Origin of the sequence: Rhizobium sp. BK275, assembly GCF_014193555.1 — a bacterium.
GTDB lineage: Bacteria > Pseudomonadota > Alphaproteobacteria > Rhizobiales > Rhizobiaceae > Rhizobium.
The window spans coordinates 1,257,553-1,280,985 of record NZ_JACHZL010000001.1; the positions used below are offsets into that span (position 1 = coordinate 1,257,553).

26 protein-coding genes are annotated in these 23,433 nt (G+C 60.6%); 9 read left to right on the forward strand and 17 right to left on the reverse strand.

The features are described 5' to 3' along the window. Positions 1-70: 70 nt before the first annotated feature. From FHT82_RS05735 to nirK, 3 genes are all read right to left on the reverse strand, one after another. The gene (locus tag FHT82_RS05735; RefSeq protein WP_183727116.1) at positions 71-766 is read right to left on the reverse strand and encodes a Crp/Fnr family transcriptional regulator; all 696 of its coding nucleotides are present in this window, start codon (positions 764-766) and stop codon (positions 71-73) included. Then, on the reverse strand, positions 756-1,718 hold the full coding sequence (locus tag FHT82_RS05740) for an SUMF1/EgtB/PvdO family nonheme iron enzyme (RefSeq protein ID WP_183727124.1): 963 nt from the start codon (positions 1,716-1,718) through the stop codon (positions 756-758). The genes FHT82_RS05735 and FHT82_RS05740 overlap by 11 nt, the downstream gene beginning before the upstream one ends. A gap of 82 nt (positions 1,719-1,800) precedes the next feature. Continuing rightward, positions 1,801-2,949, reverse strand: a complete 1,149-nt coding sequence (gene nirK / locus FHT82_RS05745; RefSeq protein WP_183727126.1) for a copper-containing nitrite reductase — start codon at positions 2,947-2,949, stop codon at positions 1,801-1,803. A gap of 200 nt (positions 2,950-3,149) precedes the next feature. Here nirK and FHT82_RS05750 point away from each other — a divergent pair, with 200 nt between their 5' ends. Then, positions 3,150-4,367: an NnrS family protein gene (locus FHT82_RS05750; protein WP_183727128.1), complete on the forward strand. Its 1,218-nt coding sequence runs from the start codon at positions 3,150-3,152 to the stop codon at positions 4,365-4,367. 245 nt (positions 4,368-4,612) lie between these two features. Here FHT82_RS05750 and FHT82_RS05755 read toward each other — a convergent pair whose 3' ends face one another. The 5 genes from FHT82_RS05755 to FHT82_RS05775 form a co-directional block, all read right to left on the reverse strand. Beyond that, positions 4,613-5,050, reverse strand: coding sequence for a CBS domain-containing protein (locus FHT82_RS05755; protein WP_183727130.1), 438 nt, complete (start codon positions 5,048-5,050; stop codon positions 4,613-4,615). A gap of 294 nt (positions 5,051-5,344) precedes the next feature. Continuing rightward, positions 5,345-5,650 (reverse strand): metal-sulfur cluster assembly factor, encoded by a 306-nt coding sequence (locus FHT82_RS05760; protein ID WP_183727132.1) that lies wholly within the window; start codon positions 5,648-5,650, stop codon positions 5,345-5,347. Beyond that, complete coding sequence (locus tag FHT82_RS05765) at positions 5,637-6,164, reverse strand: DUF2249 domain-containing protein (RefSeq protein ID WP_183727134.1); 528 nt, start codon at positions 6,162-6,164, stop codon at positions 5,637-5,639. The genes FHT82_RS05760 and FHT82_RS05765 overlap by 14 nt, the downstream gene beginning before the upstream one ends. Next, positions 6,148-7,521 (reverse strand): hypothetical protein, encoded by a 1,374-nt coding sequence (locus FHT82_RS05770; protein ID WP_183727136.1) that lies wholly within the window; start codon positions 7,519-7,521, stop codon positions 6,148-6,150. The genes FHT82_RS05765 and FHT82_RS05770 overlap by 17 nt, the downstream gene beginning before the upstream one ends. A 15-nt stretch (positions 7,522-7,536) precedes the next feature. Continuing rightward, positions 7,537-7,821, reverse strand: a complete 285-nt coding sequence (locus FHT82_RS05775) for a DUF2249 domain-containing protein (protein WP_183727138.1) — start codon at positions 7,819-7,821, stop codon at positions 7,537-7,539. A gap of 260 nt (positions 7,822-8,081) precedes the next feature. Here FHT82_RS05775 and hemN point away from each other — a divergent pair, with 260 nt between their 5' ends. Next, positions 8,082-9,434: an oxygen-independent coproporphyrinogen III oxidase gene (gene hemN, locus FHT82_RS05780; RefSeq protein WP_183727140.1), complete on the forward strand. Its 1,353-nt coding sequence runs from the start codon at positions 8,082-8,084 to the stop codon at positions 9,432-9,434. A 148-nt stretch (positions 9,435-9,582) separates the two neighbouring features. On the opposite strand, the gene FHT82_RS05785 is transcribed toward hemN, so the two are convergent. The 6 genes from FHT82_RS05785 to FHT82_RS05810 form a co-directional block, all read right to left on the reverse strand. Then, positions 9,583-11,469: a VWA domain-containing protein gene (locus tag FHT82_RS05785; RefSeq protein ID WP_183727142.1), complete on the reverse strand. Its 1,887-nt coding sequence runs from the start codon at positions 11,467-11,469 to the stop codon at positions 9,583-9,585. Positions 11,470-11,476: 7 nt separating this feature from the next. Further along, positions 11,477-12,289: a CbbQ/NirQ/NorQ/GpvN family protein gene (locus FHT82_RS05790; protein WP_183727144.1), complete on the reverse strand. Its 813-nt coding sequence runs from the start codon at positions 12,287-12,289 to the stop codon at positions 11,477-11,479. 27 nt (positions 12,290-12,316) lie between these two features. Beyond that, on the reverse strand, positions 12,317-13,657 hold the full coding sequence (locus FHT82_RS05795; RefSeq protein WP_183727146.1) for a cbb3-type cytochrome c oxidase subunit I: 1,341 nt from the start codon (positions 13,655-13,657) through the stop codon (positions 12,317-12,319). Positions 13,658-13,675: 18 nt separating this feature from the next. Continuing rightward, positions 13,676-14,128, reverse strand: a complete 453-nt coding sequence (locus FHT82_RS05800) for a cytochrome c (RefSeq protein WP_183727148.1) — start codon at positions 14,126-14,128, stop codon at positions 13,676-13,678. Between the two features lie 205 nt (positions 14,129-14,333). Beyond that, positions 14,334-14,615, reverse strand: a complete 282-nt coding sequence (locus FHT82_RS05805) for a cytochrome C oxidase subunit IV family protein (RefSeq protein WP_183727150.1) — start codon at positions 14,613-14,615, stop codon at positions 14,334-14,336. Then, complete coding sequence (locus FHT82_RS05810; RefSeq protein WP_183727152.1) at positions 14,612-15,154, reverse strand: cytochrome c oxidase subunit 3; 543 nt, start codon at positions 15,152-15,154, stop codon at positions 14,612-14,614. Before FHT82_RS05810 ends, FHT82_RS05805 begins: the two co-directional genes overlap by 4 nt. Positions 15,155-15,314: 160 nt before the next feature. Here FHT82_RS05810 and FHT82_RS05815 point away from each other — a divergent pair, with 160 nt between their 5' ends. Further along, positions 15,315-15,470: a hypothetical protein gene (locus tag FHT82_RS05815; RefSeq protein ID WP_183727154.1), complete on the forward strand. Its 156-nt coding sequence runs from the start codon at positions 15,315-15,317 to the stop codon at positions 15,468-15,470. 217 nt (positions 15,471-15,687) lie between these two features. Then, positions 15,688-15,939 (forward strand): hypothetical protein, encoded by a 252-nt coding sequence (locus FHT82_RS05820; protein ID WP_183727156.1) that lies wholly within the window; start codon positions 15,688-15,690, stop codon positions 15,937-15,939. Between the two features lie 62 nt (positions 15,940-16,001). Here the strand turns inward: FHT82_RS05820 and FHT82_RS05825 are convergent, their stop codons facing one another. The 3 genes from FHT82_RS05825 to FHT82_RS05835 all read right to left on the reverse strand — a co-directional run bounded on the left by FHT82_RS05825 (position 16,002) and on the right by FHT82_RS05835 (position 19,379). Continuing rightward, the gene (locus FHT82_RS05825) at positions 16,002-16,454 is read right to left on the reverse strand and encodes a pseudoazurin (protein WP_183727157.1); all 453 of its coding nucleotides are present in this window, start codon (positions 16,452-16,454) and stop codon (positions 16,002-16,004) included. A gap of 253 nt (positions 16,455-16,707) precedes the next feature. After that, the gene (locus tag FHT82_RS05830) at positions 16,708-18,633 is read right to left on the reverse strand and encodes a PAS domain-containing sensor histidine kinase (RefSeq protein WP_183727159.1); all 1,926 of its coding nucleotides are present in this window, start codon (positions 18,631-18,633) and stop codon (positions 16,708-16,710) included. A 17-nt stretch (positions 18,634-18,650) separates the two neighbouring features. Then, positions 18,651-19,379, reverse strand: a complete 729-nt coding sequence (locus FHT82_RS05835; protein WP_183727161.1) for a helix-turn-helix domain-containing protein — start codon at positions 19,377-19,379, stop codon at positions 18,651-18,653. A 234-nt stretch (positions 19,380-19,613) separates the two neighbouring features. Between FHT82_RS05835 and ccoN the strand changes: the two genes are divergently transcribed. From ccoN to FHT82_RS30295, 5 genes are read left to right on the forward strand one after another with little or no spacing between them, the layout of a single operon-like run. Beyond that, on the forward strand, positions 19,614-21,236 hold the full coding sequence (gene ccoN, locus FHT82_RS05840; protein WP_183727163.1) for a cytochrome-c oxidase, cbb3-type subunit I: 1,623 nt from the start codon (positions 19,614-19,616) through the stop codon (positions 21,234-21,236). A gap of 8 nt (positions 21,237-21,244) precedes the next feature. Then, positions 21,245-21,979 (forward strand): cytochrome-c oxidase, cbb3-type subunit II, encoded by a 735-nt coding sequence (ccoO, locus tag FHT82_RS05845; RefSeq protein ID WP_183727165.1) that lies wholly within the window; start codon positions 21,245-21,247, stop codon positions 21,977-21,979. Positions 21,980-21,987: 8 nt separating this feature from the next. Continuing rightward, positions 21,988-22,140 (forward strand): cbb3-type cytochrome c oxidase subunit 3, encoded by a 153-nt coding sequence (locus tag FHT82_RS05850; RefSeq protein ID WP_112546975.1) that lies wholly within the window; start codon positions 21,988-21,990, stop codon positions 22,138-22,140. A gap of 1 nt (position 22,141) precedes the next feature. Next, a complete protein-coding gene (gene ccoP, locus FHT82_RS05855; RefSeq protein WP_183727167.1) occupies positions 22,142-23,005 on the forward strand; it encodes a cytochrome-c oxidase, cbb3-type subunit III in 864 nt (287 codons plus the stop codon). A gap of 12 nt (positions 23,006-23,017) precedes the next feature. Continuing rightward, positions 23,018-23,203 (forward strand): hypothetical protein, encoded by a 186-nt coding sequence (locus FHT82_RS30295; protein WP_246698060.1) that lies wholly within the window; start codon positions 23,018-23,020, stop codon positions 23,201-23,203. The last annotated feature ends 230 nt before the right edge of the window (positions 23,204-23,433 follow it).

Here is a 23,433-nt window from a genome sequence, read left to right on the forward strand (position 1 = left end):
TGAGTTCGTTCCAGGCAGGTCGTGGCCGCGGGCCGGTTTCCTTGGGATGTGACCGTGCAGAGTTCGGCGACTAATCGCCTTCGCCTTCAGCAAGTCTAAGAAGACGCTGCGGATCGGTGACCGTCAGCTTCTGCCTGCCGCCCTCGACAATGCCCTTGCCCTCCCAGGCGCTCAGGATTCGCGACACCGTGTGCAGTGTCGTGCCCGTCATTTCAGCAATATCCTGCCGCGAAATCGGGAAATCGATTTTGATCGCGGTTCCCACCGCCTTGCCGGCCTGTTTGGACAAGCGCAGCACCGCATGAGCGACCCGCTTTTCCACCTCTTCGGTCGACATTTCGCGGATGCGGGTGTGCGCCTCCTCGAGCCGCTGGCCGATCGTCTGCATCGCACTCATTGCCAGGCGAGGATTTTGCTCGACGAACCGCGACCACATGTCGGTCGGCCATCCGAGGATGAGGCTTTCCGCTGCGGCAGTGGCCGTGCCCGGATAGTCCTGTCGGCGCAATGCCATGGCGAAGCCGAACAGGTCGCCTGGATGCACCATCCTGACGATGATCTGCTGGCCGTCATGCGTGACCTGCGTGACCTTGAGCCTGCCATGCAACAGCAGGAAGAACGATTTCGCCGGTGCTCCCTGCTCGAAAACAGCATCGCCCTGGGTGATGCGGCGCGGTGTGGCATGCTCGAGCATGGCGTCGAGGTCGGCATCGGTCATGCGTTCGAAAAGCGCCAGTGACTTCAAAACTGTACGGTCAACCTTCATCGTCGTCCCGCCGAACTCCCTTGGAAATGGCACCGGCGAGCATATCGGCTGCGGCACGGCGCGTGAAGTCTTCGATGCTCTCGATGAAGCTTGGCTGCCGGACGAGCCGGAAACCGAGATTGTCGGGCGGGCTGCCGACCGAGCATCCGCCGCCCTTGGGATTTCTCACAAAGGTACTCATCGGGGCGCGGTGCCTGCCGGCGGCGATCATGATGCCGCAGCTGGTCGGGTCGGGCTCGTCGACACCGGCTTGCTTGTCGAGGTCGATGCGCTTGTTGCAGGTCGAGGTCCATTCCCAGACGTTTCCGCCGAAATCGGCAAGGCCGGTCTGGCTCACGCCGAACCATCCCCTTGGTTGCGGCGCCGGGTCGATCGAGGCGGTGCGCCGTGCCTCGCGTTCATAGTCTGCAAGCCAGCGCAGCGCAGGATTGTTGCTGTCTGCATCGATGCCGAGCGCATCGTCGGGAAAACGATCGGCAGCGGCGTAGGCGAGTTCGAAATCGGTCGGAAGCCGCCAATGTTCGCCCGTCTTTTGCGACAGCCAGTGCGCGTAGCGCAGCGCGTCCTCGTAGTTGACGCCGGTAACCGGCGTGTAGTCGCCGGAGGTCGCGCTTCGCCCTTCCGGCTCTGTGCAGATGCCATCGGCCACGCAACGGTCATATTCGGAAAGGCTGGTCTGATATTTCATAACCGTCAGGGGCATCCGCACGTTGGCCTCGCGCTTCGGCGCATCGACCGCCAGGCCCCTGCGGAAATATTCGGTAGCGTCGCGATACTCAAATTCATGGGGTGCGATGGTTATGACCTCGGGAGCGGCAAATGCGGCATCGCGCCGCCCGATGTTCATGAATTCGGTCTCGACCGCAAGCGCTGCGGAAAGGACCCCAAGAAGCGCAAGCGGAAGTGCGATCGAAATGCCGGAAACTCGTGCCGTTTCGGCGTGCGGTGTCATGTCCTTGTCGCAGCATGCGCCCCCTTTTTAAGAAAAGATACTGTGCAGGCCGCCCTCACGGCCTGCACAGTCCCACCCCAAGTCAGCTGGCCGACGGCGACTTCACCGAAGTCATCAGATCGTCGTTCCAGTCCCCGGTGACCTTGAAGTGGGCAGCCGCACCGAGTTCGAACGCCTCGATGAGGTTGTGGTTGACATAGGCGTAGATGCCCGGCTGCGCGAAGGTGTAGAGCGCAGCACCCGCCGTGCCGCCCGGGATGAACCAGGTCTCCTGGTCTATGTCAGGCACGTTCGCAAACTTGCCGGTCGCCCAGACATATTCGCCGTGGCCGCCGATGAGATGCGGTCGTGTGTCGCGGTTGGCCTGCGAATGCACGATGAGCACGGTTTCGCCAACCTTGGCGGTCATCGCATTGTCGCCCGTCAGCGCGCCGACGGCGCCGTTGAAGACGATGTGGGTCGGGGTCAGCGTCTTCATCACGGCGAGCGTATCTTCATAGGCCTCGCCGGGGCTGTCATATTTCTTGAACTTGCCGTTCTCATCGCGCGGGATGTAGAAATCCTGCTCGCCGACGTAGTAGATCTTGTCGTAGACGAGGGGCTTTCCGTGGCCATCGGTGAGACCTTCGCGCGGAAGAACCATGATTGCGCCGTTCATCCCCGACGTGACGTGCCAGGGTACCATGCCGGGAGGTGCGCAGTGATAGACGAAGACGCCTGCCTTCGTCGCCTTGAAGCGCAGGACGGTGCTTTCGCCGGGGCCGACGACCGTCAATGCACCGCCGCCAAGCCCGCCCGTTGCGGCGTGGAAGTCGATATTGTGCTGCATCGTGTTCGTTTCAGGATTGACCAGCGTCAGTTCCACATAATCGTCCTGGTGAACGACCATCAGCGGGCCGGGTACCGAACCGTCGAACGTCATCGCGTTCACCTCGGTCCCATCCTTATCGAGCACCATTCTCTTTTCCTGGATGGTCAGCGTGAATTCCTTGATCTTCGGGCCACCCTCGGCTTTCTGGCTGTGTGGATGGACGAAGGGCGGCTTGACCAGTTCGATCTTCTCGCGCCGAAGCTTGGTGAAGTCGGCTGTCGGCGCCTTCCTGGGCGCGTTCACTGCCACCACCTCGTCGGCATGGGCAGCGTTATTTGCGATGATGATGGGGGTCAGCGCTCCTGCGACAGCAGCGCCCGTAAGCATCGTGCGACGGGTCATTTGCAGAGTATTCGTCATTTCTAATCTCCTGTAGTCGAAGCGCGAGCGTGAGCCGCCCGGTCGAGAAGGAAAGTAGTAGAAACCCCGCTGGACTGTTTGATTTGGAGCAAACTGACTATTTGTGTCAGCGCAAAGTTCTGCCCCCGCTCTTTGCGTAATCTCAACGACTACCTCGACAATCTCCAGCATTGCTGTGTCGTCAATTTGGAGACACGGAAATGAAAAACACTTCGGATGCCAGGCGAGATTTTCCGCGCGGCATGTCGCGAACCGGACCTGTCCTCTTCTCCTATGGCTTCCGGCCATTCTTTCTGGCATCGGCGCTCTGGGCCATCGCAAGCCTCGACCTGTGGGTGGCCTATCTGAGCTTCGGCATCCCTGTCGCATCGGACTACGGGACACTGTACTGGCATGCGCATGAGATGCTGTTCGGTTTCGCACCGGCGGTGCTGGCCGGCTTCTTGCTGACGGCGATCCCGAACTGGACCGGCCGCCTGCCGATCGCCGGCAGGCCGCTGGCAATCCTGTTTGCGATCTGGTGTGCCGGCCGCATCGCCATGCTGCTCAGCGGCTCGATCGGGATTGTCCTTGCGAGCGCCGTCGATAGCCTGTTCCTGCCTGTCATGCTCGTTATCTGCGCGCGTGAGGTCGTGGCTGGCAGGAAATGGAAGGATTTAAAAGTCATCGCGGGGCTCTTTATCCTTTCGCTCGCAAACCTGGTCTTTCACATCCAGGTCATCGAGGTAGCAGGCCCGGAACTCGCGATCCGTCTCGGAATCGGTGCCTACGTGCTGCTCGTGACGATCGTCGGAGGTCGGATTCTGCCGAGCTTCACCCGCAACTGGATCAATCAGTTCGGCCGTACGGACTTTCCGGTGCCATATAACAGCTTCGATGCGGCCACCATCATCGTCGGTGCGGTCGCGCTTGTCCTGTGGGCGAGCGTTCCGGATTCCACGGCAACCTGCGGGACGGCGGGCGTCGCTGCGATCCTGAACACGATCAGGCTGGTCCGCTGGCGCGGCTGGACCACCTGGCCGGAGCCCATTCTGTTCGTCCTGCATGCGACCTTCATATTCGTGCCTTTCGGTTTTGCCGCCATCGCACTTCAAGCATCCGGATGGCTGCCCGAAGTGGGTGTGTTGCATATATTCGCGATAGGCACGATTTCGATGATGATGCTCGCAGTGATGACGCGGGCAACACGCGGCCATACCGGGCGGAAACTGAAATCGAGCCGGATGACCAATATTTCCTACCTCCTGCTTGGCTGCGTTGCACTCGTCCGGCCGCTTGCCGAACTCGTTCCTGCGCTGAGCACCGGGATCCTTGCCGTGGCAGCGATCGGCTGGACGGCGGCTTTCGGATTGTTCGTGGTGGAACATGCGCCGCTCCTATGGTCGGGACGCAAGCCTCTGACGATGAAGGGAGGGTGATTATGCCCGAAGCGCTCAAGCTGGCAGCCTGAAGGCGAGAGCCCTTTGGCTGTGTGACCACCCGTCACGTGCCCCACCGACACTGAGAGCGGGACCGATCATCCTGTGCACATGAGAAAATGTCAGCCATCCCCAAATGGTCGCGTGCGCCTATAAAGCGCCCGCGCCAAGGCTATGGCGCGAGCGACTGAATGAGGGATGGCGGCCAGCAGGCCGACAGTTTTGCTATGGAGCTGCGCGGACCGTCAGTGGGCTGTCTGCGAATGAGCGCCGCCGCGTTGTGAGATGCCACCCAGCGCCTTGCCTGTTTCCTTGGCACTGCCTTTCATGGCGAGATCGCCAAGCGAGATGATGCCGATGAGCCGCTTTTTTCGGTTCAGCACCGGCAAGCGCCGGACTCGAAGATCGCCCATGTTATGAAGAACGTCTTCCACGTCTTCGTCCTCGAAGCAGTATTTGACATCGGTACTCATCACGTCCCGTACCTTCGTCTTCGGGCCTCTTCCCTCTGCCACGCCACGGATGGCGATGTCACGATCGGTGATCATACCGACCAACCGGTCATTCTCACCCACCGGCAGAACCCCTGTGTCGAGACGCCCCATCATTAAGGCGACATCCTGCAATGTATGCTCCGGATCGGTGATCTGGACGTCTGTCGTCATGCAATCGCTGATTTTCATGATAACCTCCCTCGCACTGCCCACGCCGAGTGGCTTGGGCTAACAACAATCAACGCGCATCGGTCGGAAACGTTCCGGACACGAGCCCAGTGGATGACCGTCGTGGAAAGCTCGCTTCGCGACTATGGTGGAATATCAAACCGGCCATTTGCCGGGGCAGGGCAAGTCGGTTCGGGAGCGGGTCGATCATCTTCGATGATGTCGGGCGCGCATCGTTCTTCCGCGAGCCGATTGCAGCATCTCCTCGGGGCGCCTCGATGCAGGGAGGACCGACTGACCGCCCTTGGCAAAGGGTCACGTCTTCGGCAGGCCGAAGAGCGATACCATGTCCGGCGACCAGGCCGGCTCGTAGACGAGGTCGACAACGGCCTGTCTTACGCCGGCAATATCCTCAACACGCTGACGTGCGGCGTCGGCAATATAGCCGGAGGCCGGACAGAAACGGGTTGTCGTCGTCATCTTGATCTTCACGACAGCAGGCTCGGTGACATTGATTTCGTAGACCAAACCGAGGTCGACGATACTCGTTCCCATCTCGGGGTCTTCTATTTCGCGCAACGCATTGCGAACGTCCTGTTCCGTGACCTCAGACGCCGGCATCGTTCTGGCCTCCCGTGGTTGTCCTGATCATGATCCGATAGGTCTTGCCGGACGAATCGAAATTGCCGATCCATTCGTGGCCCCGTGCCTTCAATTCGTTGAACAGGAAGACGGGTTCCCGGTTGAGAAGGGCAAACAGAACCTCGCCGTCCTCCATCGTCTCCAGCCGGGACAGAATGCGCTCCATCGGCTCGGGTGGCGCAAGGTCGGTCAGGTCGAGGTTCCAGACCGGCTCGGGCCAGACCGCCTCGGTCACCGCGACTGCCGGTTCAGATTGCTGGATGGACTTGTTCGGGATGAAATCGATTTCCCAATCATCATCGGCCAGACGCTTTGTGACATGTGAATAGCCGCGCTTTTCGAGCTGGCGGATCAAGGGGACGGGCTCGAATATTGCACGCAGTTTCAGACCTTCATCGGGATCGAGACCGGCGAATGCGTCCATGATGAGCTGGAACGGCATGCCGCCGTCACGCAGGATCTGTCGGACGTCGAGTTCACGGAACTGAACCATTGGCGTTACCTCTGTGGTTTGCGGCGACGAATAGCGCCGGCTTGTGAAATGGTGCGGTCTTGATCTGGGGTTCTACGTTCGCGAGCGTGCGGGCGAGCACCAGCTCGACGATAAGAGCAACGGTCGATGCGGTTTGAAGGACCGCGAACACGCGAAAACCCATGTCGGATCCAAGGCAGAGTGTGGTCGCAGCGCCGACGACCGAAAAGTAGAAGAGGCCAAGCCAGAGGCCGGCCCGGCGTCCGTTGATGAGTTCGCCGAGCTTGGGCGTCGGCTTGCGGCCAAGAAGCGGGCCGAAGGCCTCGATCCAGGTGAGAAATGGAACGATTTTCAGGAGTTGGGCGAGACCGAAGCCGGTGAGCCAGCCGAACACGAAGAGATAGACGATCGCCGACAGGTTACGCGTCTCGGCATGCAGGAACAGGGACAACGCAAGAAGGGAGACGGAGAGGCCGAGCATCGCGAAGGCCGGCAATGATCCCAACGTATTCAGCTCGAGCGCCGGACGGCGCCTGGCGCGATATGTTCTGTAAATTTCGAAGAGATAGGTGGCTACGATCAGCCCAAACAGCACCGCGGCCGACAGGAAAACGGCGTGCGCAAAATCGGGTTCGACGACGGCGGCGATCGCTGCCACCGACAGGAGCAGAACCGCCAGCGTGCTCGACCGGCGAACGAACTGGACCTTGCGCATATCGTCGGACAGCAGGAACATCGGAAGCAACTTGTAGCTGACGCCGATCGCCGCAAGGGTCATCCATCCGCCGAGGCCGAAACTCGCATGGTAAGCCACCGCATCCATGCCATAGGCAACGATTGCCGGTGCTTCCATCTGACCGGAGATCGTCAGCGCGAAAAGGGCGCCGAAGGCCGTTGTGACGAGTAGGCATCCGATACCAACGAGGACGATAAGGGAGGCGGCATGCACGCGTCTTCCCCGCCAGAGTAAGGCAGACAAGGATAGCGAAACAGCAGCGATGGAGGTTGAAATCGCGGCGGACGCTGCAATCATCACCGAACCGGCCGCGGAGGAACCGAGGCCGATCAGATGAAATCCCAGCATGAGAAGTGCCGGACCGACGACCATGCCGGCGAAAACTATCGGATCGAAGCGGCTGGCGGGTCTGTCATTACCTGTCAGGACCGGCGCGAACTGAAGCAACGAGCCGATCATGAGAAGCAGAAGCCATCCGAGCGTCACGGCGTGCACGATGGCAAGCGCTCCAGGCTCGGCGATACCAAGGGAAGGGGTCCAAACGCCGGCTGCAAGCAGGCACTCCGCCAGCAGCAGGTAAGACAGCGCCGCGCCGAAATACGACATCGTCCACCGCGACAGGGTCGTGCCCACTGGCATCATGGCACGTCCCCGGCGCTAGTGGCTGCCGCAGCAGCAGTCGCAACCCGCATCGAGGCGGATGATCTCCACGCGCCAGACGTCCGGTCCCTGTTCCAGATATTCCCAGGAGAATTTTCCGGGCAGGGCGGTGTCGAGCTGGTACTGCAGGGGGCGGGGCTCGTGATCGCTGGTGATATGGAGGCTCTGGCCCGGCGTCAGCGAGTGCAGCGTGCCGAAGATCCGGGGATGGCGCTCGACGGGTGGCAGGATCCGCACGTCGATATGCGCAATCGCGGTCTGTGTGGCTGGCGCGTCTGTCATTATGGCTGTTTCCTTCTGCCGCGGGATGACTGATGACCGGACCGCGACGCATCCTGTGTCAGGGCGGAAGATAGCTGGGCGCAGACCGGCCAACTTTGACAGCGAGCAAACAGTCGGGCGATTGTCGGTTGTCCTAGGCGCTGGCCACCGCCCGGCTTGCTGTTTGTCAGCGTCACGCGGGTCATTATTGATCCAGGACAAGGAAGCCTGCCCCTTCGTCGGCATATGCACATCATGACACTCTCATGAAGGAAGCCGAAATGTCCGATACTCTGGTCGCCAAATATGGCGAGGCCCGCCTGCCACGTTACACCAGCTATCCGACCGCACCTGCGTTTTCGCCGGTCGTCGGGCCGGAGCAATATGCGCACGGTCTTTCCGACGTCGCAGCCGCCGGACCCGTCTCCGTCTACCTGCATGTTCCCTTCTGTCGTTCCATGTGCTGGTATTGCGGCTGTCACACGACGATCACGCGTCAGGACGCGCCTGTTCTCGAATATCTCGACGTCTTGAGCCAGGAGATCGAACTCGTATCGCAAGCAGCCCGAAACGAGGTTCCGGTCAAGAATGTTCATTTCGGTGGCGGCACGCCGACAATCATGAAGCCGGACGAATTTTCGAGCCTGATGAACAAGCTCAAGAGTGCGTTCCAGTTTACGAGCGACTGCAGCGTTGCGGTGGAGATCGATCCGCGGACGCTATCGGGCGCAATGATTGCCGCTCTCGGCGAGAACGGCGTCGACCGCGCAAGTCTCGGCGTCCAGAGCTTCGACCCGGTGGTTCAAAAAGCGATCAACCGGATACAGAGCTTCGAGCAGACTCAGGCCGCCGTGATGGGGCTGCGAGCCTATGGTGTGACGAGCATCAATTTCGATCTTATCTACGGACTTCCATATCAGACCATTCAATCCTGTATCGAAACGGTCAGGACGGCTGTCGAGCTGCGACCGGAGCGTTTCGCCGTTTTCGGCTATGCCCATGTGCCGGCATTCAAGAAGCACCAGCGGCTGATCGATGAAGCCGCACTGCCCGATGCCACCCAACGCAACGAGCAGGCCGAGGCGATTGCCGAGGAGCTGGAGAGCGCCGGATATGTGCGTGTCGGCCTCGACCACTTCGCATTGCCCGACGATCAGCTCGCCATTGCCTCGCGCTCGGGTACCCTGCGGCGGAACTTCCAGGGCTACACGACGGACGAATGCGAAACCCTGATCGGCCTCGGCGCCTCGGCAATCGGACGGCTGCCTGATGGCTACGTTCAGAACCATGTCGCTCTTGGACGCTATGCCGAGCGGATCGCTTCCGGAATCCTCGCAACGGCCAAGGGGTACGGGCTGACCGGTGAGGACAAATTTCGCGCCAGAGTGATCGAGCGTCTGATGTGCGACTTCAAGGTCGATCTCGCAAAGCTCGGCGCGGAAGACGGCTATGATGTCGGCTTCCTCATCGAGCGGAACGACCGATTGGACAGTCTCCTGTCGGATGGCGTGGTGACGGTGGAGAATGGCTGCATCACCGTCTCGAAGGAGCATCGCTTCATGGTCCGCGCCGTTGCGGCGGCCTTCGATGCCTATTTCGGTTCGTTCGGCCGGACGCACAGCAAGGCGGCATGACCTCCGGTTGACCGTTGACACAAGCGGCAGGGGACCAATGGTGATATTCCTGCCGTTTACTCCTCCCCCTATTAGTGCGAAAAACCGGGCCGGAAACAATTCCGCCTGGTTTTCGACGTGCGAAAGGGGGGCTTGGTCTTTCACGCCGTTATGCCGTCAAGCTCCTGTAGATGGCCGGCAGCGCACTCGGCAATTTCGAAATGTTCGACACGAGGGCAAAACCGGATCTGCCGAAGATCGCCGGCAGGTAGTCGCCGGCGCTGCGATCGACCGTCACGGCAAAGACCGCCTGTCCTTTCGTGCGTGCTTCCATGACGGCCTTGCGGCTGTCTTCAAGGGCGAAACGACCCTCATAGTGATCGACGTCGTTGGGTTTGCCGTCCGTCAGAATAAGCAGCAGCTTCTTTCTTGCGCCGTCGCTTTCCAATTGGCTGGAGACGTGCCGGATGGCCGCCCCCATGCGCGTGTAGTAACCGGGCTTGAGGCTTGCGATGCGGCTGGCAGTCCTGGCCGAGAAACTCTCGTCGAAATCCTTGACGGTATCGACACGAACCCAGTTGCGTCGCCTGGACGTGAAGGTCTTGATGGCAAAGCGGTCGCCGCAAGATTGCAGGCCGCGGGCAAGGACGTTGAGCGCCTGCATCTCCACATCGAGAACCCGGCGGTTGTCGACCCAGGAGTCGGTCGAAAGGGAGACATCGACAAGGATCGAAGTCGCAAGCTCGTGGCGGGCAGGGCGCGCGCATCCATAGATCCGGTCGTCCGGCTGGCCGGTGGCGATGAAGTCGATGCGGGAGCGGATAACCGCTTCGAGATCGATCTGATCCCCGTCCAGTTGCGCCCGCCGCAGCTCACGCTTCGGGCGCAGCATCTCGAACTGACGCCTGACCTTGCGAACGAGAGCCGCGTCGCTGGCGATCACCTGGTCCACCCTGTCAGGCGACGAACCAATCACCACGCGGCAATGCTCGGCGAGATACTGGTTTTTCCGGAAATCCCATTCCGGATAGGTGAATTCCCCGTCTATCATCGTCGGGTCGACGGCCTCAGGCGAGAGGTCCAAGTCGAAGTGAAATCTGGACTTCGGCCGTTCGCGCGTTTCGCTGAGCGTGATTTCCTCGAGTTCCTCGGCCGCCGACGGATCGTGCTCCTCGCTGTCATCGCTCGGGCGATCGACATTGACCATCTCCGCCATGGCGAGGATCTTTTCGAAGCGGTTTAAGATGAAGGGGTCGCGCTTGCGGTCGTCAGCGGCGCGTTTGCGTGTTGCCTCATGCGATGGCCGCGCCTGCCGGTCGTCACCCGACTGATCGGATGGAAGATCATCGCGCTCTGAGGAGTGCATCTCGCTGCGGCCCCTGAAATCCGGCCAGATCGGCAAAGGCAGCATCGGCAGATAACCGGCAGGGGCGGCACGTATCTTCGGGCGGACGGCGTCGGGAAGGGGATGATGCAAGGGAACGGTGAGCGCCAGCTGGGCGAATTCCTCGATCCACCGTTCGGCTTGAGGAAGCGTCCCGCGCCTGCGGCAGCCAAGCAGCGCCCGGGTGAGCCGCGCGTAGCGCGCCGCCATTCCAGGAAACCTCTGGATGACCAGGGCGGAATTTTCCCGGCCCGTTTCGATCCGCCACAGGTCGGCAAGGGCCGGATCGGCAGGGGATGAAACGGACGGTGCGGTCGCCACATAGGCAGCCAGCCAGGAATAAAGATCGCGATTGAGCGAGCGCTCGTCGAAAAGATCGACGACGGCAGGCAGATGGATTGCCGTGCCATCCCAGCTCGGATGGTCAGATCTTTCTTCGCCGAGGCCGATGACTTGTCTCAGCCGCAGCCTGTGCATCGAGGTTTTCTGCCTTGCTCTTTGAACCTGCAGTGTAGCGTCTCCGCCGAATGCCCTGAAGCAGACGGCAAGCTGCGGTCTGAGTTCGGCAAGGTGAACGGCCGCCGCAGGGTGATGCGGCCATGAACTGGTGTCGCCGACCAGTCGATGCCAGGCGCGCCCCACCGTCTCTTCGAGTTCCAGAAATTCCAGCATGCTTCACCTATCCGATCGAGGCCCTGGCGACCTCGACGAGGGCGGCCTTGACGTCCGGTTCGTCTGTCAGCGGTTCGATGATGGCTGCCCGCACAGCCTCGATCGTCGGCAGGCCGGCGTCGATGAGCGAGGCGCAGTAGATCAGCAGGCGCGTCGAAACACCTTCCTCCAGATCCTGACCCTTGAGCGCGCGCAGGCGCCGGGCAAGCTCGACGAGCGGTGCGACCCTGGCCTCGGCAAGGCCGCTTTCGAGCGACACCGTGGCGATCTCCCGTTCGCGCGGCAGGAAATCGAATTCGATCGAGACGAAGCGCTGACGCGTGCTGGGTTTCAGCGCCTTCAACAGGTTCTGGTAACCGGGATTGTAGGAGACGACGACCATGAAACCGGGGCCGGCTTCGAGCACTTCGCCGGTCCTTTCGAGCGGCAGGATGCGACGGTCGTCCGTCAACGGATGAAGGACGACCGTCACGTCCTTGCGCGCCTCGACAATTTCATCGAGGTAGCAGATGCCGCCATCCCGAACGGCCTTGGTGAGCGGCCCATCCATCCAGACCGTTTCGCCGCCCTTGAGAAGATATCGGCCGGTAAGGTCCGCGGCCGTGAGGTCGTCGTGGCAGGAGACCGTCGACAAAGGCAGGCCGAGACGGGCGGCCATGTGCTGCACGAAGCGTGTCTTGCCGCAGCCGGTCGGCCCTTTCAGAAGGATCGGGAGTTGTCGCGTCCAGGCATGCTCGAAGAGTGCGCATTCGTTTCCCTGAGGCGCGTAGTGCGGTATTTCCACATCAAGATTGTGCGGATGGTTGAAGGCTATGGTCATCGTTGTTCTCCAGGAAAATGGCCCGCCTCACTCGGCGGGCTGGACCACTGGGCTTGGGACACGCGTCCGTCCGGGGACGAGCAGCGACCAGATGAACATCAGGGCGCTGATGAACACGAAGATGCCGGAGCCGAGTCTCACCCAGTAGAAGAGAGCGAGCTGATCCTGGACCTCCATGTAGGACTCGCCGAGGACCCGCTGCAGGTGCACCTGGATGATGCCGGCAAATGTGAGCGCGAAGGTCATGACCGACATGGCAGTGCACATGATCCAGAAACTGGCGATCGACAGCCATTGATTGTAGGGCGCGCGGCCGTGGATTTGCGGGACGGCATAGGCCATCGCTGCGAGATTGAGCATCACATAGGCGCCGAAGAAGGCCAGATGCCCATGGGCTGCGGTGACCTGCGTGCCATGGGTGTAATAGTTGACCGACGACAGCGTGTGCAGGAAACCCCAGACGCCTGCGCCAAAGAAGGCCATGACCGAGCAACCGATCGACCAGAGAAGGGCGGCCTTGTTTTCGTGCTTGCGGCCGGCGCGCCAGGTCATGACGAAAGTGAACACGACCATGGTGAAGAAAGGTGCTACCTCAAGCGTCGAGAAAAGCGATCCGATCCACTGCCAGTAACCGGGGGCGCCGATCCAGTAATAGTGGTGGCCGGTGCCGAGGATGCCGGAAAACAGCGCCAGTCCGATGATGACGTAGAGCCACTTCTCGACCACTTCCCGGTCGATGCCGTTCAGCTTGATCATCAGGAAGGCGAGCACCGACGCCATGATCAGTTCCCACACACCCTCGACCCACAGATGGACGACATACCACCAGTACATCTTGTCAAGCGCCAGATTGACGGGGTTGTAGAAGGCGAAGAGGAAGAAGATCGCGACACCCCACAGGCCGAAGAGCAGGATGTTGGTGATGGTCGTCTTGCGTCCCTTGAGCGCGGTCATGGTGACGTTGAAGAGGAACATCAGCGCCACGATCACGATCCCGACCTTGATCGCGAAGGGCTGTTCCAGAAACTCACGGCCTTCATGAATATGGAAGAGATAACCGACGACGGCCACTGCCGCCGCGATCAGGAAGATCCAGAACTGCGCGATTGCGATCCTGGTGCTGTAAAGTTCGGTTTCGCATTCCTCCGGCAGCAGGAAATAGGTCGTCCCCATGAAGCCCATGAGCAACCAGACGATCAGCGCATTGGTGTGGATCATCCGCACGATGTTGAAGGGCAGTTCGACGGATAGCGTATTGGGCAGCACGTAGATGGTGCCGGCGAGCACGCCGAACAGGAGCTGGGCCATGAACAGGCCGAGAGCTCCGTAAAAATAGAGCATTGCGACGCTCTGGGTCTTGTACTTCATTTCTATAGCCTCTCGCTGTCAGCCGGCCTGGTTCGGGGGCCAGTTCTGGGTGTTGGTCTTGCTGACCCATTCGAGGAAATCGGCGAGGTCATTGACCTCCTGGTCCGTCAGGTTGAATTGCGGCATCTGCCGTCGACCCTCGATGCCGGAAGGTTGCGCCGCCATCCACGCGTGAAGCGCCTCGCGGGCACTTGCCGGATCCTTGTCCCCACCCCAGCGGATCCAGACATTCGACAGTTCCGGCGCAAAATAGGCGCCTTCGCCATCAAGGGTGTGGCAGTTGATGCAGGCGTTCTTTTCCCAGACGTGTTTCCCGCGGGCGACGCTTTCCGTCAGCGTGGCCTCATTGGTGGAAACCGTGCGGATGTAGTAGTGACTGTGGGCAGTGAGACCCACGAATATGGCGAAGAAAAATGCCGACCCGCCGTAGAACACGTTTCGGGCCGCGGTTTTTGTCAGGCGTTCAGCCATCGATCATCCTTTCATGTCAGTGGCGGTGCCGCCGTGACGTCGGAATCGAGCCAGCGGGCTCGCTGGAAGGGAATGGCGGAATTCGACCGGGAGCTCTTTGCTCATTCGCAAGCAAGCCGACGAATGTGCGGCATGCCGGAGAAGCTGCACGCCGCGGACAGTCGGCACTCACGCGGGGAGCTTTTTTGAAGAGCGGAGCGAAATGTCAGACGGACAGTTGCAAGGCGGCGCGCGCGACCGCGATCAACAGCACGAGTGCCGCCCAGGACCACAAGGCCGCGATCAAGGGCGTCTGAGTTCCACGAAGTCCGAGAAAATCCAGCACGACAAGCCGGACCTTGGTGACGGTAATGACGGCGATCGTCATAGCGACGAGAACCGGAGGTACGCTGTCCGGCAGAGCGTGTGTCAGGATGAACGTGCAGCCTGTCAAAGCAAAGAGCAGCAGCAAAGCGCGCGAGCAATTCGGACGACCGGAGTGCTTCATAGCAGATAGACCACCGGAAACATGACGAGCCAGACGATGTCGATCACATGCCAGAGCGTGGTGATCAGATGGACATTTTCCCGCGTCGGAAAGACCGCGACGAGGACGAGGATCATCGATCCGAAAGCCACATGCGTCAGATGAAACCCGGTGATGAGAAGATAGAGCTGCGAGAAGGGATCGCCGGACAGAAGGGACGCGCCCTCGAATGCATATTCCAGGCCTTTGAGCCCGCCGAAAACGACCCCGCCCAATGCCGCCGCAAGCAGCATCATGCGCCGGCGAGAGATTGCGCTCTGTTCGGCTGCCTTGGCAGCAAGCCAGCCGCTTGCCAGAAGCACGATCGTGTTGGCGATCGGCAAGGCATGATCAAGCCTTGCCTTGCCGGCTGCGAATGTTTCTGGATGCAGCACGGAGGCGACGACGAAGGCCGTCAGCAGCGCCCCGAAGGCGACCAGCTCGCTCCAGGCAAGGATCCATACCAGGAGATCGCCATTGTCCGTATCGCGCGCGTCCTGGCTTGAGATTATCGAGGTCATGTTCTCAAGCTTATGACGAGGCCGAGCACCCGTCTTTGTGAAACCGCAAACAGCCGTGCGTCCCCTTCGGACGGACCGCTCGCCGAGCGGGAATTCTCTTTGATCGATCTCAAAGAAGCGCCCACCGCGACTGGCTATCCTGCGCCGCAAAGGAGACCTCATGAGCGACGCGCAAATCGGACTTTCGATAGCAACACCTGTCATCGTGATCTTCGCGATTACGCTTTACCGGATGGGCGTGCTGCAACGGACGGGTGTCGTGACTGCGGTCATTGCCGCCATTGCCATTGCCGCAAGCCTGTTCCTCCAGAGGTGAGCGATGAACCGCACGACATCTGACCCGTTCAAGGAACTCGAAGCCCGATACAGTGAGCTATTGTTCTGGGTGCGATCTTCCGAAGGCGATTGCCGATTTCCTGCCATGTCATGCAAATGAAAGGCTCTGCGGCACGGTCGCCGAAGGGCGCTTGTGCCTTGCTTCTGAGTACCATCGACTGGAAGAACAGATCGCTTCGGACTGGTTGGGGGCTATCATGGATGGCAGCGAGCGATCCGTCGATCTGCATCTGGCGTCCGCGCTCAGCCTACAATGTCTGCAAGCCACCGATTGCTCGCGGCCGAGGTCCCATCCGGGCGCCAGCCAGCGCCGGAGCGGCAAGCCAAAGATGATTGAAATGCGCCAATATGCGCAAGATTGCGTGAAAAACCGACCGCAATGGCCAGCGCACGTCAACATCGACCACCATGCCAGATCGTGCGGCTATTTCCATCGCTGCTGGCAATAGCGTCAAAGCAAATGGGAGGTACAGGCGGGGCGCATGACGCCACCGCCTGTGAGGGCCTTACGTTATTGGGTGAGCTGCGCGACCTGTGCGAGATCGGCATCAAGGCGCTTGCGCACCATGTTCGGAAGCTTGGCGGTCTTGATGGCTTCGAGGTTGGCGGGGTTGTCGCCGACCTGGATCAGCGCCACCATGCCCATGCCTGCGTGCGGCGTGCACTTGATGACATAGGCGCCGGGAACGTCGAATTTGGCCTGGTATTGCTCGCTCGGCTTGGATTTGAACTCCGCAGCCCCATCCGGAATAAGGCCTTTGTAGGTCTCGGCATTGTGGCTCTTGTCGGTGGGCACGAAGGTGACGGTGTCGCCGGGCGCGATCTTGACGAATCCCGGCTCGAAGACCATTGCGCCGTCAGCGCCCTTGTTGAGCATCTGGATCTGATGGTCGGCGGCCATGAGCGGCGCTGCCGATGCCATCAGAACCGCCGCGGCAGCGATCAGGCCAAATTTCAGACGCATTGCATTTCTCCTATCGTTCGGGGCCGATTTTGGCCTCGGCTGCGGTTCTAGGACATGCACGCGGCGCACTCTTTGATGCCCGTCAAATTGGCGGCGCCAATTCAGGCGATTGGCGGCTCTCCCGGTCCGGGTTCGACGACGTACAGCGAAAGGGCGGGGCAGGAGAGGGTGGGGATTTTGCGTACACGGAACCCTGCAGGCTCCGGCGCACGATCGGATTTCGGGATTCATTGAGAAGGCCAGCGCCCTCGCGTCACCGGGCGTCGATGAGCTCGCGCATTTTCAGGGCGAGGTCGCGGGCCGTATAGGGCTTGCGGAGCCATTGCGCGCCGGCGATGACCTCGTTTGCTGCCAGCGCGGGCTCCGAGTATCCCGACGTGAAGAGCACGGCGAGGTCAGGCCGTTCGACGCGGGCGGCCCTTGCCAGCTCATCGCCGGTCATGCCTCCAGGCATGACGATATCGGTGAACAAAAGCGCGATATCGGGCTGGTCTTTGAGCAGTTCAAGTGCCCTTCGGCCATTGTCGGCCTCAAGCACTGCATATCCCATCGCGGCGAGCCTGGCGACCGCAACCCTGCGGACGCGTGCGTCGTCCTCGACCACGAGAACGCGTTCGTCGCCGCCCGGCAAAGCTGATTCGCTTCTTTCGCCAACAGCGGCCTCGTCCCTCGTGCTGGCGCTTGAGAGCGCCGGCAGGTAGATGCGGATCGTCGAGCCGCGGCCGACCTCGCTATAGATCTGCAGATGGCCGCCCGATTGCTTGACGAAGCCGTAGACCATGCTGAGGCCCAGTCCGGTTCCGGATCCGACTTCCTTGGTGGTGAAGAAAGGCTCGATCGCGCGCTTCTTGACCTCCTCGCTCATGCCGCCCCCCGTATCGCTCATGGAGACGAGGACGAAATTGCCGCTACGAACCTCCGGATACATTTTCGCGTAGTCCGCATCGAGCTGCACGCGTGAGATCTCGGTGGTCAGAGTACCGCCTTTCGGCATAGCGTCGCGTGCGTTCAGGGCGATGTTGAGGATCGCGTTCTGCAGCTGGGAACTATCGACCAGCACGTTGAAATCGGATCCCGAAAGAACGGTCGACAATTTGATGTTTTCCCCGAGCGTCCTTCGCAACAGGTCCGAAAAGCCGGTGACGAGCTGGCCGAGATCGGCCTGCATCGGGTTCAGCGGCTGGCGTCTTCCGAAGGCCAGCAACTGTCCCGTGAGCTTTGCCCCGTCTGCTGCGGCATCCTGCGCTTCCCGCAGCATGTCGCGCAGCGGGCCTGACGGAAGCTTGTCCTCGATCATTTCCAGATTGCCGCTGATCACGGTGAGGAGATTGTTGAAGTCGTGCGCCAGCCCGCCGGTCAACTGACCCACGGCTTCCATCTTCTGGGCCTGGCGAAGATCCTCCTCGATCTTGAACCTGCTGGTCAGATCGCGAACGAAGCCGGTGAAAATCCGTTCGCCGTTTGCCGTCGCCTCGCCGACATGAAGCTCCATCGGAAACTGAGTGCCGTCAGCGCGCTGACCCGTCACGACGCGACCATAACCGATGATCCGCTTCTCGCCTGTCTGCATGTAATGGTCGATATATCCGTCATGCGCTGCGCGATAGGGTTCGGGCATCAGCTTCTTGACGTTCTGGCCGCAGATCTCGTCGGAAGCGAAGCCGAAGAGCGCCTCGGCGGCCTTGCTGAACGACATGACTTTGCCGTTCTGATCGATGACGACCATGGCATCGGGTACGGTATCGAGGATGGAAGACAGGTGCGCCTCACGCGCCCGTACGGCCTCTTCCGCCCTGCGTAAGGCACTGACGTCGCTGTTTGCCTCAATGATCACGGGATCGCCGTCGGGAAGATTGACGAGCACGCAGCGGGTTGCCACGTAGATGTCGTGACCGTTCTTGTGGCGATGCACGACCTCGCCCTGCCAGAAGCCTCGCGTCGTCAAATGTGCGCGTATGGCCTCCATCGGCTCGGGAAAGCGGGTATCGAGCAAAGCGTAGACGGTCTCGCCCACGGCCTCTTCACGAGACCAGCCGTACATGTTCTCGCTGCCGATCGACCAATGGGTGATCGTGCCTTCAAGCCGGTGCACGATGATATCGGCCGCGTCAAGAACATGCACGATTGCGTCCAGTTCCTGGGGTGATGCGATGCGCGGCGAGATCAGACGATGAGGCATAAACATTGGTTCCGTATTCAGTGGACGCTACTCCTATGGCAGGTTCCGTCCGAGAAATCATCCACATTGCCCGAGAGTTGCGCGAGGCGGCCAAGGTTGACGATGCGCAGATTGTGTCGTCCGTCCGGAACGACGATTTTCCTCTGGGCGAGTTTGCTGATCGAGCGCGAAACGGTCTCGATGGTCAGGCCGAGATAATCGGCGATATCCTGCCGGCTCATCGGCACCTCGAGCAATCCCTGGCAGAGCGTATCGCCGTGACGGGTCGCAAGCTTCATGAGAAAGGTGCAGAGGCGCTCCTCGGCATTTTTCCTGGACAGGAGCACGAGCTGGTCGTGGGCCGACGCGGTCTCCCTGCAGAGCAGGTTGATATAGGCCGGCCGCAGAAGCTCCGAGCGCTCCACCTCTTCCTGGAACTGTTTGCGCGAGAGGCGGCGAATCCTGCAATCCGTCACGGCTTCGGCGGTAAAAAGGAAATCCCCTTGCAGAAACGAGCCGACGACGTCGCCGGCGAAGTGAAAGGCGGTTATGACCCGGCGTCCATCGCCAATGATGCGATGTAGACGCACGACCCCTTCGGTGATCTGGAACAGATGCCGTGCGGCATCCCCCTCCCAACAGATCGCCTTTCCCGCCTCGATCGTCTCGGTCGCCGACATCTGGAAAAGCGACGACAGGCAATTGCCCTGAACCGCCTTTGCGCCAACATCGACGTTCTCGAATGCCTGGTGGCCTTGCATCAACATCCCAATGATCCCCGTGCCTTGATTGAGTGTGAAGCCAATAGAAAAGGCGTTCGGTCACAGCGGAATGAGCGGACGGTGCCAAAAGGTAAGAAACTGTAACAGTCTGTAACAACGGGCAAAGCCCGGCCTTCGTTGACCTGGATCAAGGAATGGGTGAGCTCTCCATGACAGTCGTTTCTCAAAGTACGAGAAAGGCGATCGCTCTGTGGTCGTCTGCGCACTGGGGACGTCATCATGAACTATACTACGGAAACCATGGTGGTCGCCGTGGCAGCATTCCTGGCATTGCTTGGCGCTGCTTTCGCTCACGACCAACTATTTTCAATCCACATGGGGATATTGAGCTTTTGCCTTTTGGCAGGAACGCTGCTTCTCGTCAGAAAGGTGGATTTCTCGCCGGCGGGGCGCCTGAAGAAGGCCGATCCCTCGGGCTATTTCGACGAGGTGATTCGCTATGGCTTGATTGCCACCGTGTTCTGGGGCGTCGTCGGCTTCCTCGTCGGCGTTGTCATTGCGGCGCAGCTGGCCTACCCGGATCTCAATTTCGCTCCTTATCTGAACTTCGGCAGGCTCCGGCCCGTCCATACCTCCGCGGTCATCTTCGCCTTTGGCGGCAACGCGCTGATCATGACGTCCTTCTACGTCGTCCAACGCACTTGTCACGCGCGCCTGTTCGGCGGCAGCCTCGCCTGGTTCGTCTTCTGGGGCTACCAGCTGTTCATCGTCATGGCGGCGACCGGCTATGTCCTCGGCATCAACCAGGCGCGCGAATATGCCGAGCCTGAATGGTACGTGGATTTGTGGCTGACGATCGTCTGGGTCGCCTATCTCGCCGTCTTCCTCGGCACGATCCTGAAGCGCAAGGAACCACATATCTATGTGGCGAACTGGTTCTACCTGGGCTTCATCGTGACGATCGCGATGCTGCATGTCGTCAACAATCTCGCCGTGCCGGCTTCCTTCCTCGGCTCGAAGAGCTATTCGCTGTTTTCAGGCGTTCAGGACGCGCTGACACAGTGGTGGTATGGCCATAACGCCGTCGGCTTCTTCCTGACCGCCGGCTTTCTGGGGATGATGTATTATTTCGTGCCCAAGCAGGCCAATCGTCCCATCTATTCCTACCGGCTGTCGATCATCCACTTCTGGGCGCTGATCTTCATGTATATCTGGGCCGGGCCGCATCATCTGCACTATACCGCGCTCCCCGACTGGGCGCAGACGCTGGGCATGGTCTTCTCGGTCATGCTCTGGATGCCCTCCTGGGGCGGTATGATCAACGGCCTGATGACGCTCTCGGGCGCCTGGGACAAGATCCGCACCGATCCCATCATCCGCATGATGGTCGTCGCGATCGCCTTTTACGGCATGTCGACCTTCGAAGGCCCGATGATGTCGGTCAAGACCGTGAACTCGCTCAGCCACTATACCGAATGGACCATCGGTCACGTGCATTCGGGCGCGCTCGGCTGGGTCGGCATGATCACCTTCGGGGCGATCTACTACATGACGCCGAAGCTTTGGGGGCGCGAACGCCTCTACAGCCTGCGCATGGTCAACTGGCACTTCTGGCTCGCAACGCTCGGCATCGTCGTCTATGCGGCGGTCCTGTGGGTCGCCGGCATCCAGCAGGGCCTGATGTGGCGCGAATATAATTCCCAGGGCTTCCTCGTCTATTCCTTCGCCGAAACCGTGGCTGCGATGTTCCCCTATTACGTGCTGCGCACGCTTGGCGGCGGCCTCTACCTGGCCGGCGGCCTCGTGATGGCCTGGAACGTCTTCATGACCATCCGCGGCCATCTGCGCGATGAAGCCGAAATTCCTTCTGCCTATGTGCCGCAGGCACAGGCTGCCGAGTGAGGTGACACATGGCATCAATCCTGGACAAACATCAGATCCTCGAGAAAAACGCGACCCTGCTTCTGGTCGGCTCGCTGCTCGTGGTCAGCATCGGCGGTATCGTCGAGATCGCGCCGTTGTTCTACCTGCAGAATACGATCGAGAAGGTGGAGGGAATGCGTCCCTATACGCCGCTCGAACTGGCAGGCCGCAACATCTACATCCGCGAAGGCTGCTATCTCTGCCACAGCCAGATGATCAGGCCGTTCCGAGACGAGGTGGAGCGCTACGGTCATTATTCGCTGGCCGCAGAATCCATGTACGACCATCCCTTCCAATGGGGGTCGAAACGCACTGGTCCGGACCTGGCGCGCGTGGGCGCGCGCTACTCCAACGAGTGGCATGTCCAGCACCTGTCGAACCCGAGGGCAGTCGTGCCGGAATCGATCATGCCGAGCTATGCCTTCCTCAGCGCGCGCGAGGTCACCGTCAAGGATGTCGGCATGGACCTCAAGGCGAATGTGGATGTCGGCGTGCCCTACAGCGAAGACATGATCGCCAATGCCGAGGCGGACATGAAGGTGCAGGCCGACCCGAATGCCGATACGACCGCGCTTCTCGCGCGGTATCCCAAGGCCAAGGTTGGCGACTTCGACGGTGATCCTTCGAAGCTCACCGAGATGGACGCCCTGGTGGCCTATCTGCAGATGCTCGGCACGCTCGTCGACTTCTCGACCTATGACGACGCCACCGGCTACCGATGAGGGGAAACATGGAAACCTACACCGCAATGCGGCACTTCGCCGACAGCTGGGGCCTCCTGGCAATGACGGCCTTCTTCATCGGAGCAGTGATTTTTACGCTCCGTCCCGGCGGCAAGCAGGCTGCCAAGGACGCGGCCAACATTCCCCTGAAGGATGATTGAGATGTCGGAAAAACACATCGATGAAATCAGCGGCGTCGAGACGACCGGCCATGAATGGGACGGCATCCGTGAACTGAACAATCCAATGCCCCGGTGGTGGGTGTGGACTTTCTACGCGACGATTCTATGGGCGATCGGCTATGCCATCGCCTATCCGGCCATACCGATGATCACATCGGCCACGAAGGGCTATTTCGGCTTTTCCAGCCGTGCCGAGCTGCAGCAGGACCTTGACCTTGCCAAGGCGTCGCAGATGAAGTTCCACGACATGATCGCCGCCAAGACCGTGCAGGAAATCGACGCCGATCCCGGCCTTCGCGAATTCGCGATCGCCGGCGGCGCCTCCGCCTTCAAGGTCAACTGCGCTCCGTGCCACGGTTCGGGTGCAAGTGGCGGACCGGGTTTTCCCAACCTCAACGACGACGACTGGCTCTGGGGCGGCGACCTTGATTCCATCCAGACGACGATTGCTCACGGCATCCGCTTCGACGGTGATTCAGACACGCATGTTTCCGAAATGCCGGCCTTCGTCGACATGCTCGACAAGGATCAGATACGGCAGGTCGCAGCCTATGTCTGGAGCCTGACGAACAAGCCATCGGACGAAGCCCTGGTGGAACCCGGCAAGCAGCTGTTCATCGACAATTGTGCGGCTTGTCACGGCGAGGATGCCAAGGGCAAGCCGGATATGGGCGCGCCTGATCTTGCCGATGCCATCTGGCTTAAGGGCAGGGGTGAGGACGCCATCGCTCGCCAGGTCGCGGCTCCGAAGCATGGTGTCATGCCGGCCTGGTCCGTGCGCCTCGGAGACACCACCGTCAAGGAGCTCACCGTCTTCGTCCATGCGCTTGGCGGCGGCAAATGAGGGGCGGGCACGATGACGAACCATGATCATAATGCACTCCTTGAGCTCTACGGCACGCCACGCGCGGTGATCCACTCGCGTGTGTCGATACGTGCAAGGTCCGCCCCGCCGGCCTGTGAGCAGGAAGATCCCGCAAGGATCGGCAGTTCGATCGTAAGCTTGATCTGCCTCAAAGATCACAACCCGACGAGCCGCTAGACCTGCAGACGAGGACGTCCCAGCGGCTTCTCCCCGTTGTCCTCTACGGCCGTGCCCCCTCTCCCGGGCGCGGCCTTTCTCTTTGATCAAACGCAAAGAGCGACTGAACGCAATTGCCTATGCCTATCGATTGCCCGGCTCCTTCAGGGCTGCATCTCCTGCCCGGGCAGGGCCTTCCTCCTCGCGGACCACGTCTTGACATGAATCAAGGATCGCGTGTCGGAAACGGA

Excerpts from the sequence above, each read along its gene's own strand:
- FHT82_RS05755 (WP_183727130.1), bottom strand. The coding sequence starts at position 5,050 with ATGAAAATCAGCGATTGCATGACGACAGACGTCCAGATCACCGATCCG.
- FHT82_RS05795 (WP_183727146.1), bottom strand. The coding sequence starts at position 13,657 with ATGAAGTACAAGACCCAGAGCGTCGCAATGCTCTATTTTTACGGAGCT.
- FHT82_RS05760 (WP_183727132.1), bottom strand. The coding sequence starts at position 5,650 with ATGCCGGCGTCTGAGGTCACGGAACAGGACGTTCGCAATGCGTTGCGC.
- ccoO (WP_183727165.1), top strand. The coding sequence starts at position 21,245 with ATGGCATCAATCCTGGACAAACATCAGATCCTCGAGAAAAACGCGACC.
- FHT82_RS05825 (WP_183727157.1), bottom strand. The coding sequence starts at position 16,454 with ATGCGTCTGAAATTTGGCCTGATCGCTGCCGCGGCGGTTCTGATGGCA.
- FHT82_RS05775 (WP_183727138.1), bottom strand. The coding sequence starts at position 7,821 with ATGACAGACGCGCCAGCCACACAGACCGCGATTGCGCATATCGACGTG.
- FHT82_RS05765 (WP_183727134.1), bottom strand. The coding sequence starts at position 6,164 with ATGGTTCAGTTCCGTGAACTCGACGTCCGACAGATCCTGCGTGACGGC.
- FHT82_RS05740 (WP_183727124.1), bottom strand. The coding sequence starts at position 1,718 with ATGACACCGCACGCCGAAACGGCACGAGTTTCCGGCATTTCGATCGCA.
- hemN (WP_183727140.1), top strand. The coding sequence starts at position 8,082 with ATGTCCGATACTCTGGTCGCCAAATATGGCGAGGCCCGCCTGCCACGT.
- nirK (WP_183727126.1), bottom strand. The coding sequence starts at position 2,949 with ATGACGAATACTCTGCAAATGACCCGTCGCACGATGCTTACGGGCGCT.
- FHT82_RS05735 (WP_183727116.1), bottom strand. The coding sequence starts at position 766 with ATGAAGGTTGACCGTACAGTTTTGAAGTCACTGGCGCTTTTCGAACGC.
- ccoP (WP_183727167.1), top strand. The coding sequence starts at position 22,142 with ATGTCGGAAAAACACATCGATGAAATCAGCGGCGTCGAGACGACCGGC.
- FHT82_RS05820 (WP_183727156.1), top strand. The coding sequence starts at position 15,688 with ATGGATGGCAGCGAGCGATCCGTCGATCTGCATCTGGCGTCCGCGCTC.
- ccoN (WP_183727163.1), top strand. The coding sequence starts at position 19,614 with ATGAACTATACTACGGAAACCATGGTGGTCGCCGTGGCAGCATTCCTG.
- FHT82_RS05850 (WP_112546975.1), top strand. The coding sequence starts at position 21,988 with ATGGAAACCTACACCGCAATGCGGCACTTCGCCGACAGCTGGGGCCTC.
- FHT82_RS05785 (WP_183727142.1), bottom strand. The coding sequence starts at position 11,469 with ATGCTGGAATTTCTGGAACTCGAAGAGACGGTGGGGCGCGCCTGGCAT.
- FHT82_RS05815 (WP_183727154.1), top strand. The coding sequence starts at position 15,315 with ATGAGCGACGCGCAAATCGGACTTTCGATAGCAACACCTGTCATCGTG.
- FHT82_RS05810 (WP_183727152.1), bottom strand. The coding sequence starts at position 15,154 with ATGACCTCGATAATCTCAAGCCAGGACGCGCGCGATACGGACAATGGC.
- FHT82_RS05830 (WP_183727159.1), bottom strand. The coding sequence starts at position 18,633 with ATGCCTCATCGTCTGATCTCGCCGCGCATCGCATCACCCCAGGAACTG.
- FHT82_RS05790 (WP_183727144.1), bottom strand. The coding sequence starts at position 12,289 with ATGACCATAGCCTTCAACCATCCGCACAATCTTGATGTGGAAATACCG.
- FHT82_RS05835 (WP_183727161.1), bottom strand. The coding sequence starts at position 19,379 with ATGTTGATGCAAGGCCACCAGGCATTCGAGAACGTCGATGTTGGCGCA.
- FHT82_RS05805 (WP_183727150.1), bottom strand. The coding sequence starts at position 14,615 with ATGAAGCACTCCGGTCGTCCGAATTGCTCGCGCGCTTTGCTGCTGCTC.
- FHT82_RS05770 (WP_183727136.1), bottom strand. The coding sequence starts at position 7,521 with ATGATGCCAGTGGGCACGACCCTGTCGCGGTGGACGATGTCGTATTTC.
- FHT82_RS05800 (WP_183727148.1), bottom strand. The coding sequence starts at position 14,128 with ATGGCTGAACGCCTGACAAAAACCGCGGCCCGAAACGTGTTCTACGGC.
- FHT82_RS30295 (WP_246698060.1), top strand. The coding sequence starts at position 23,018 with ATGACGAACCATGATCATAATGCACTCCTTGAGCTCTACGGCACGCCA.
- FHT82_RS05750 (WP_183727128.1), top strand. The coding sequence starts at position 3,150 with ATGAAAAACACTTCGGATGCCAGGCGAGATTTTCCGCGCGGCATGTCG.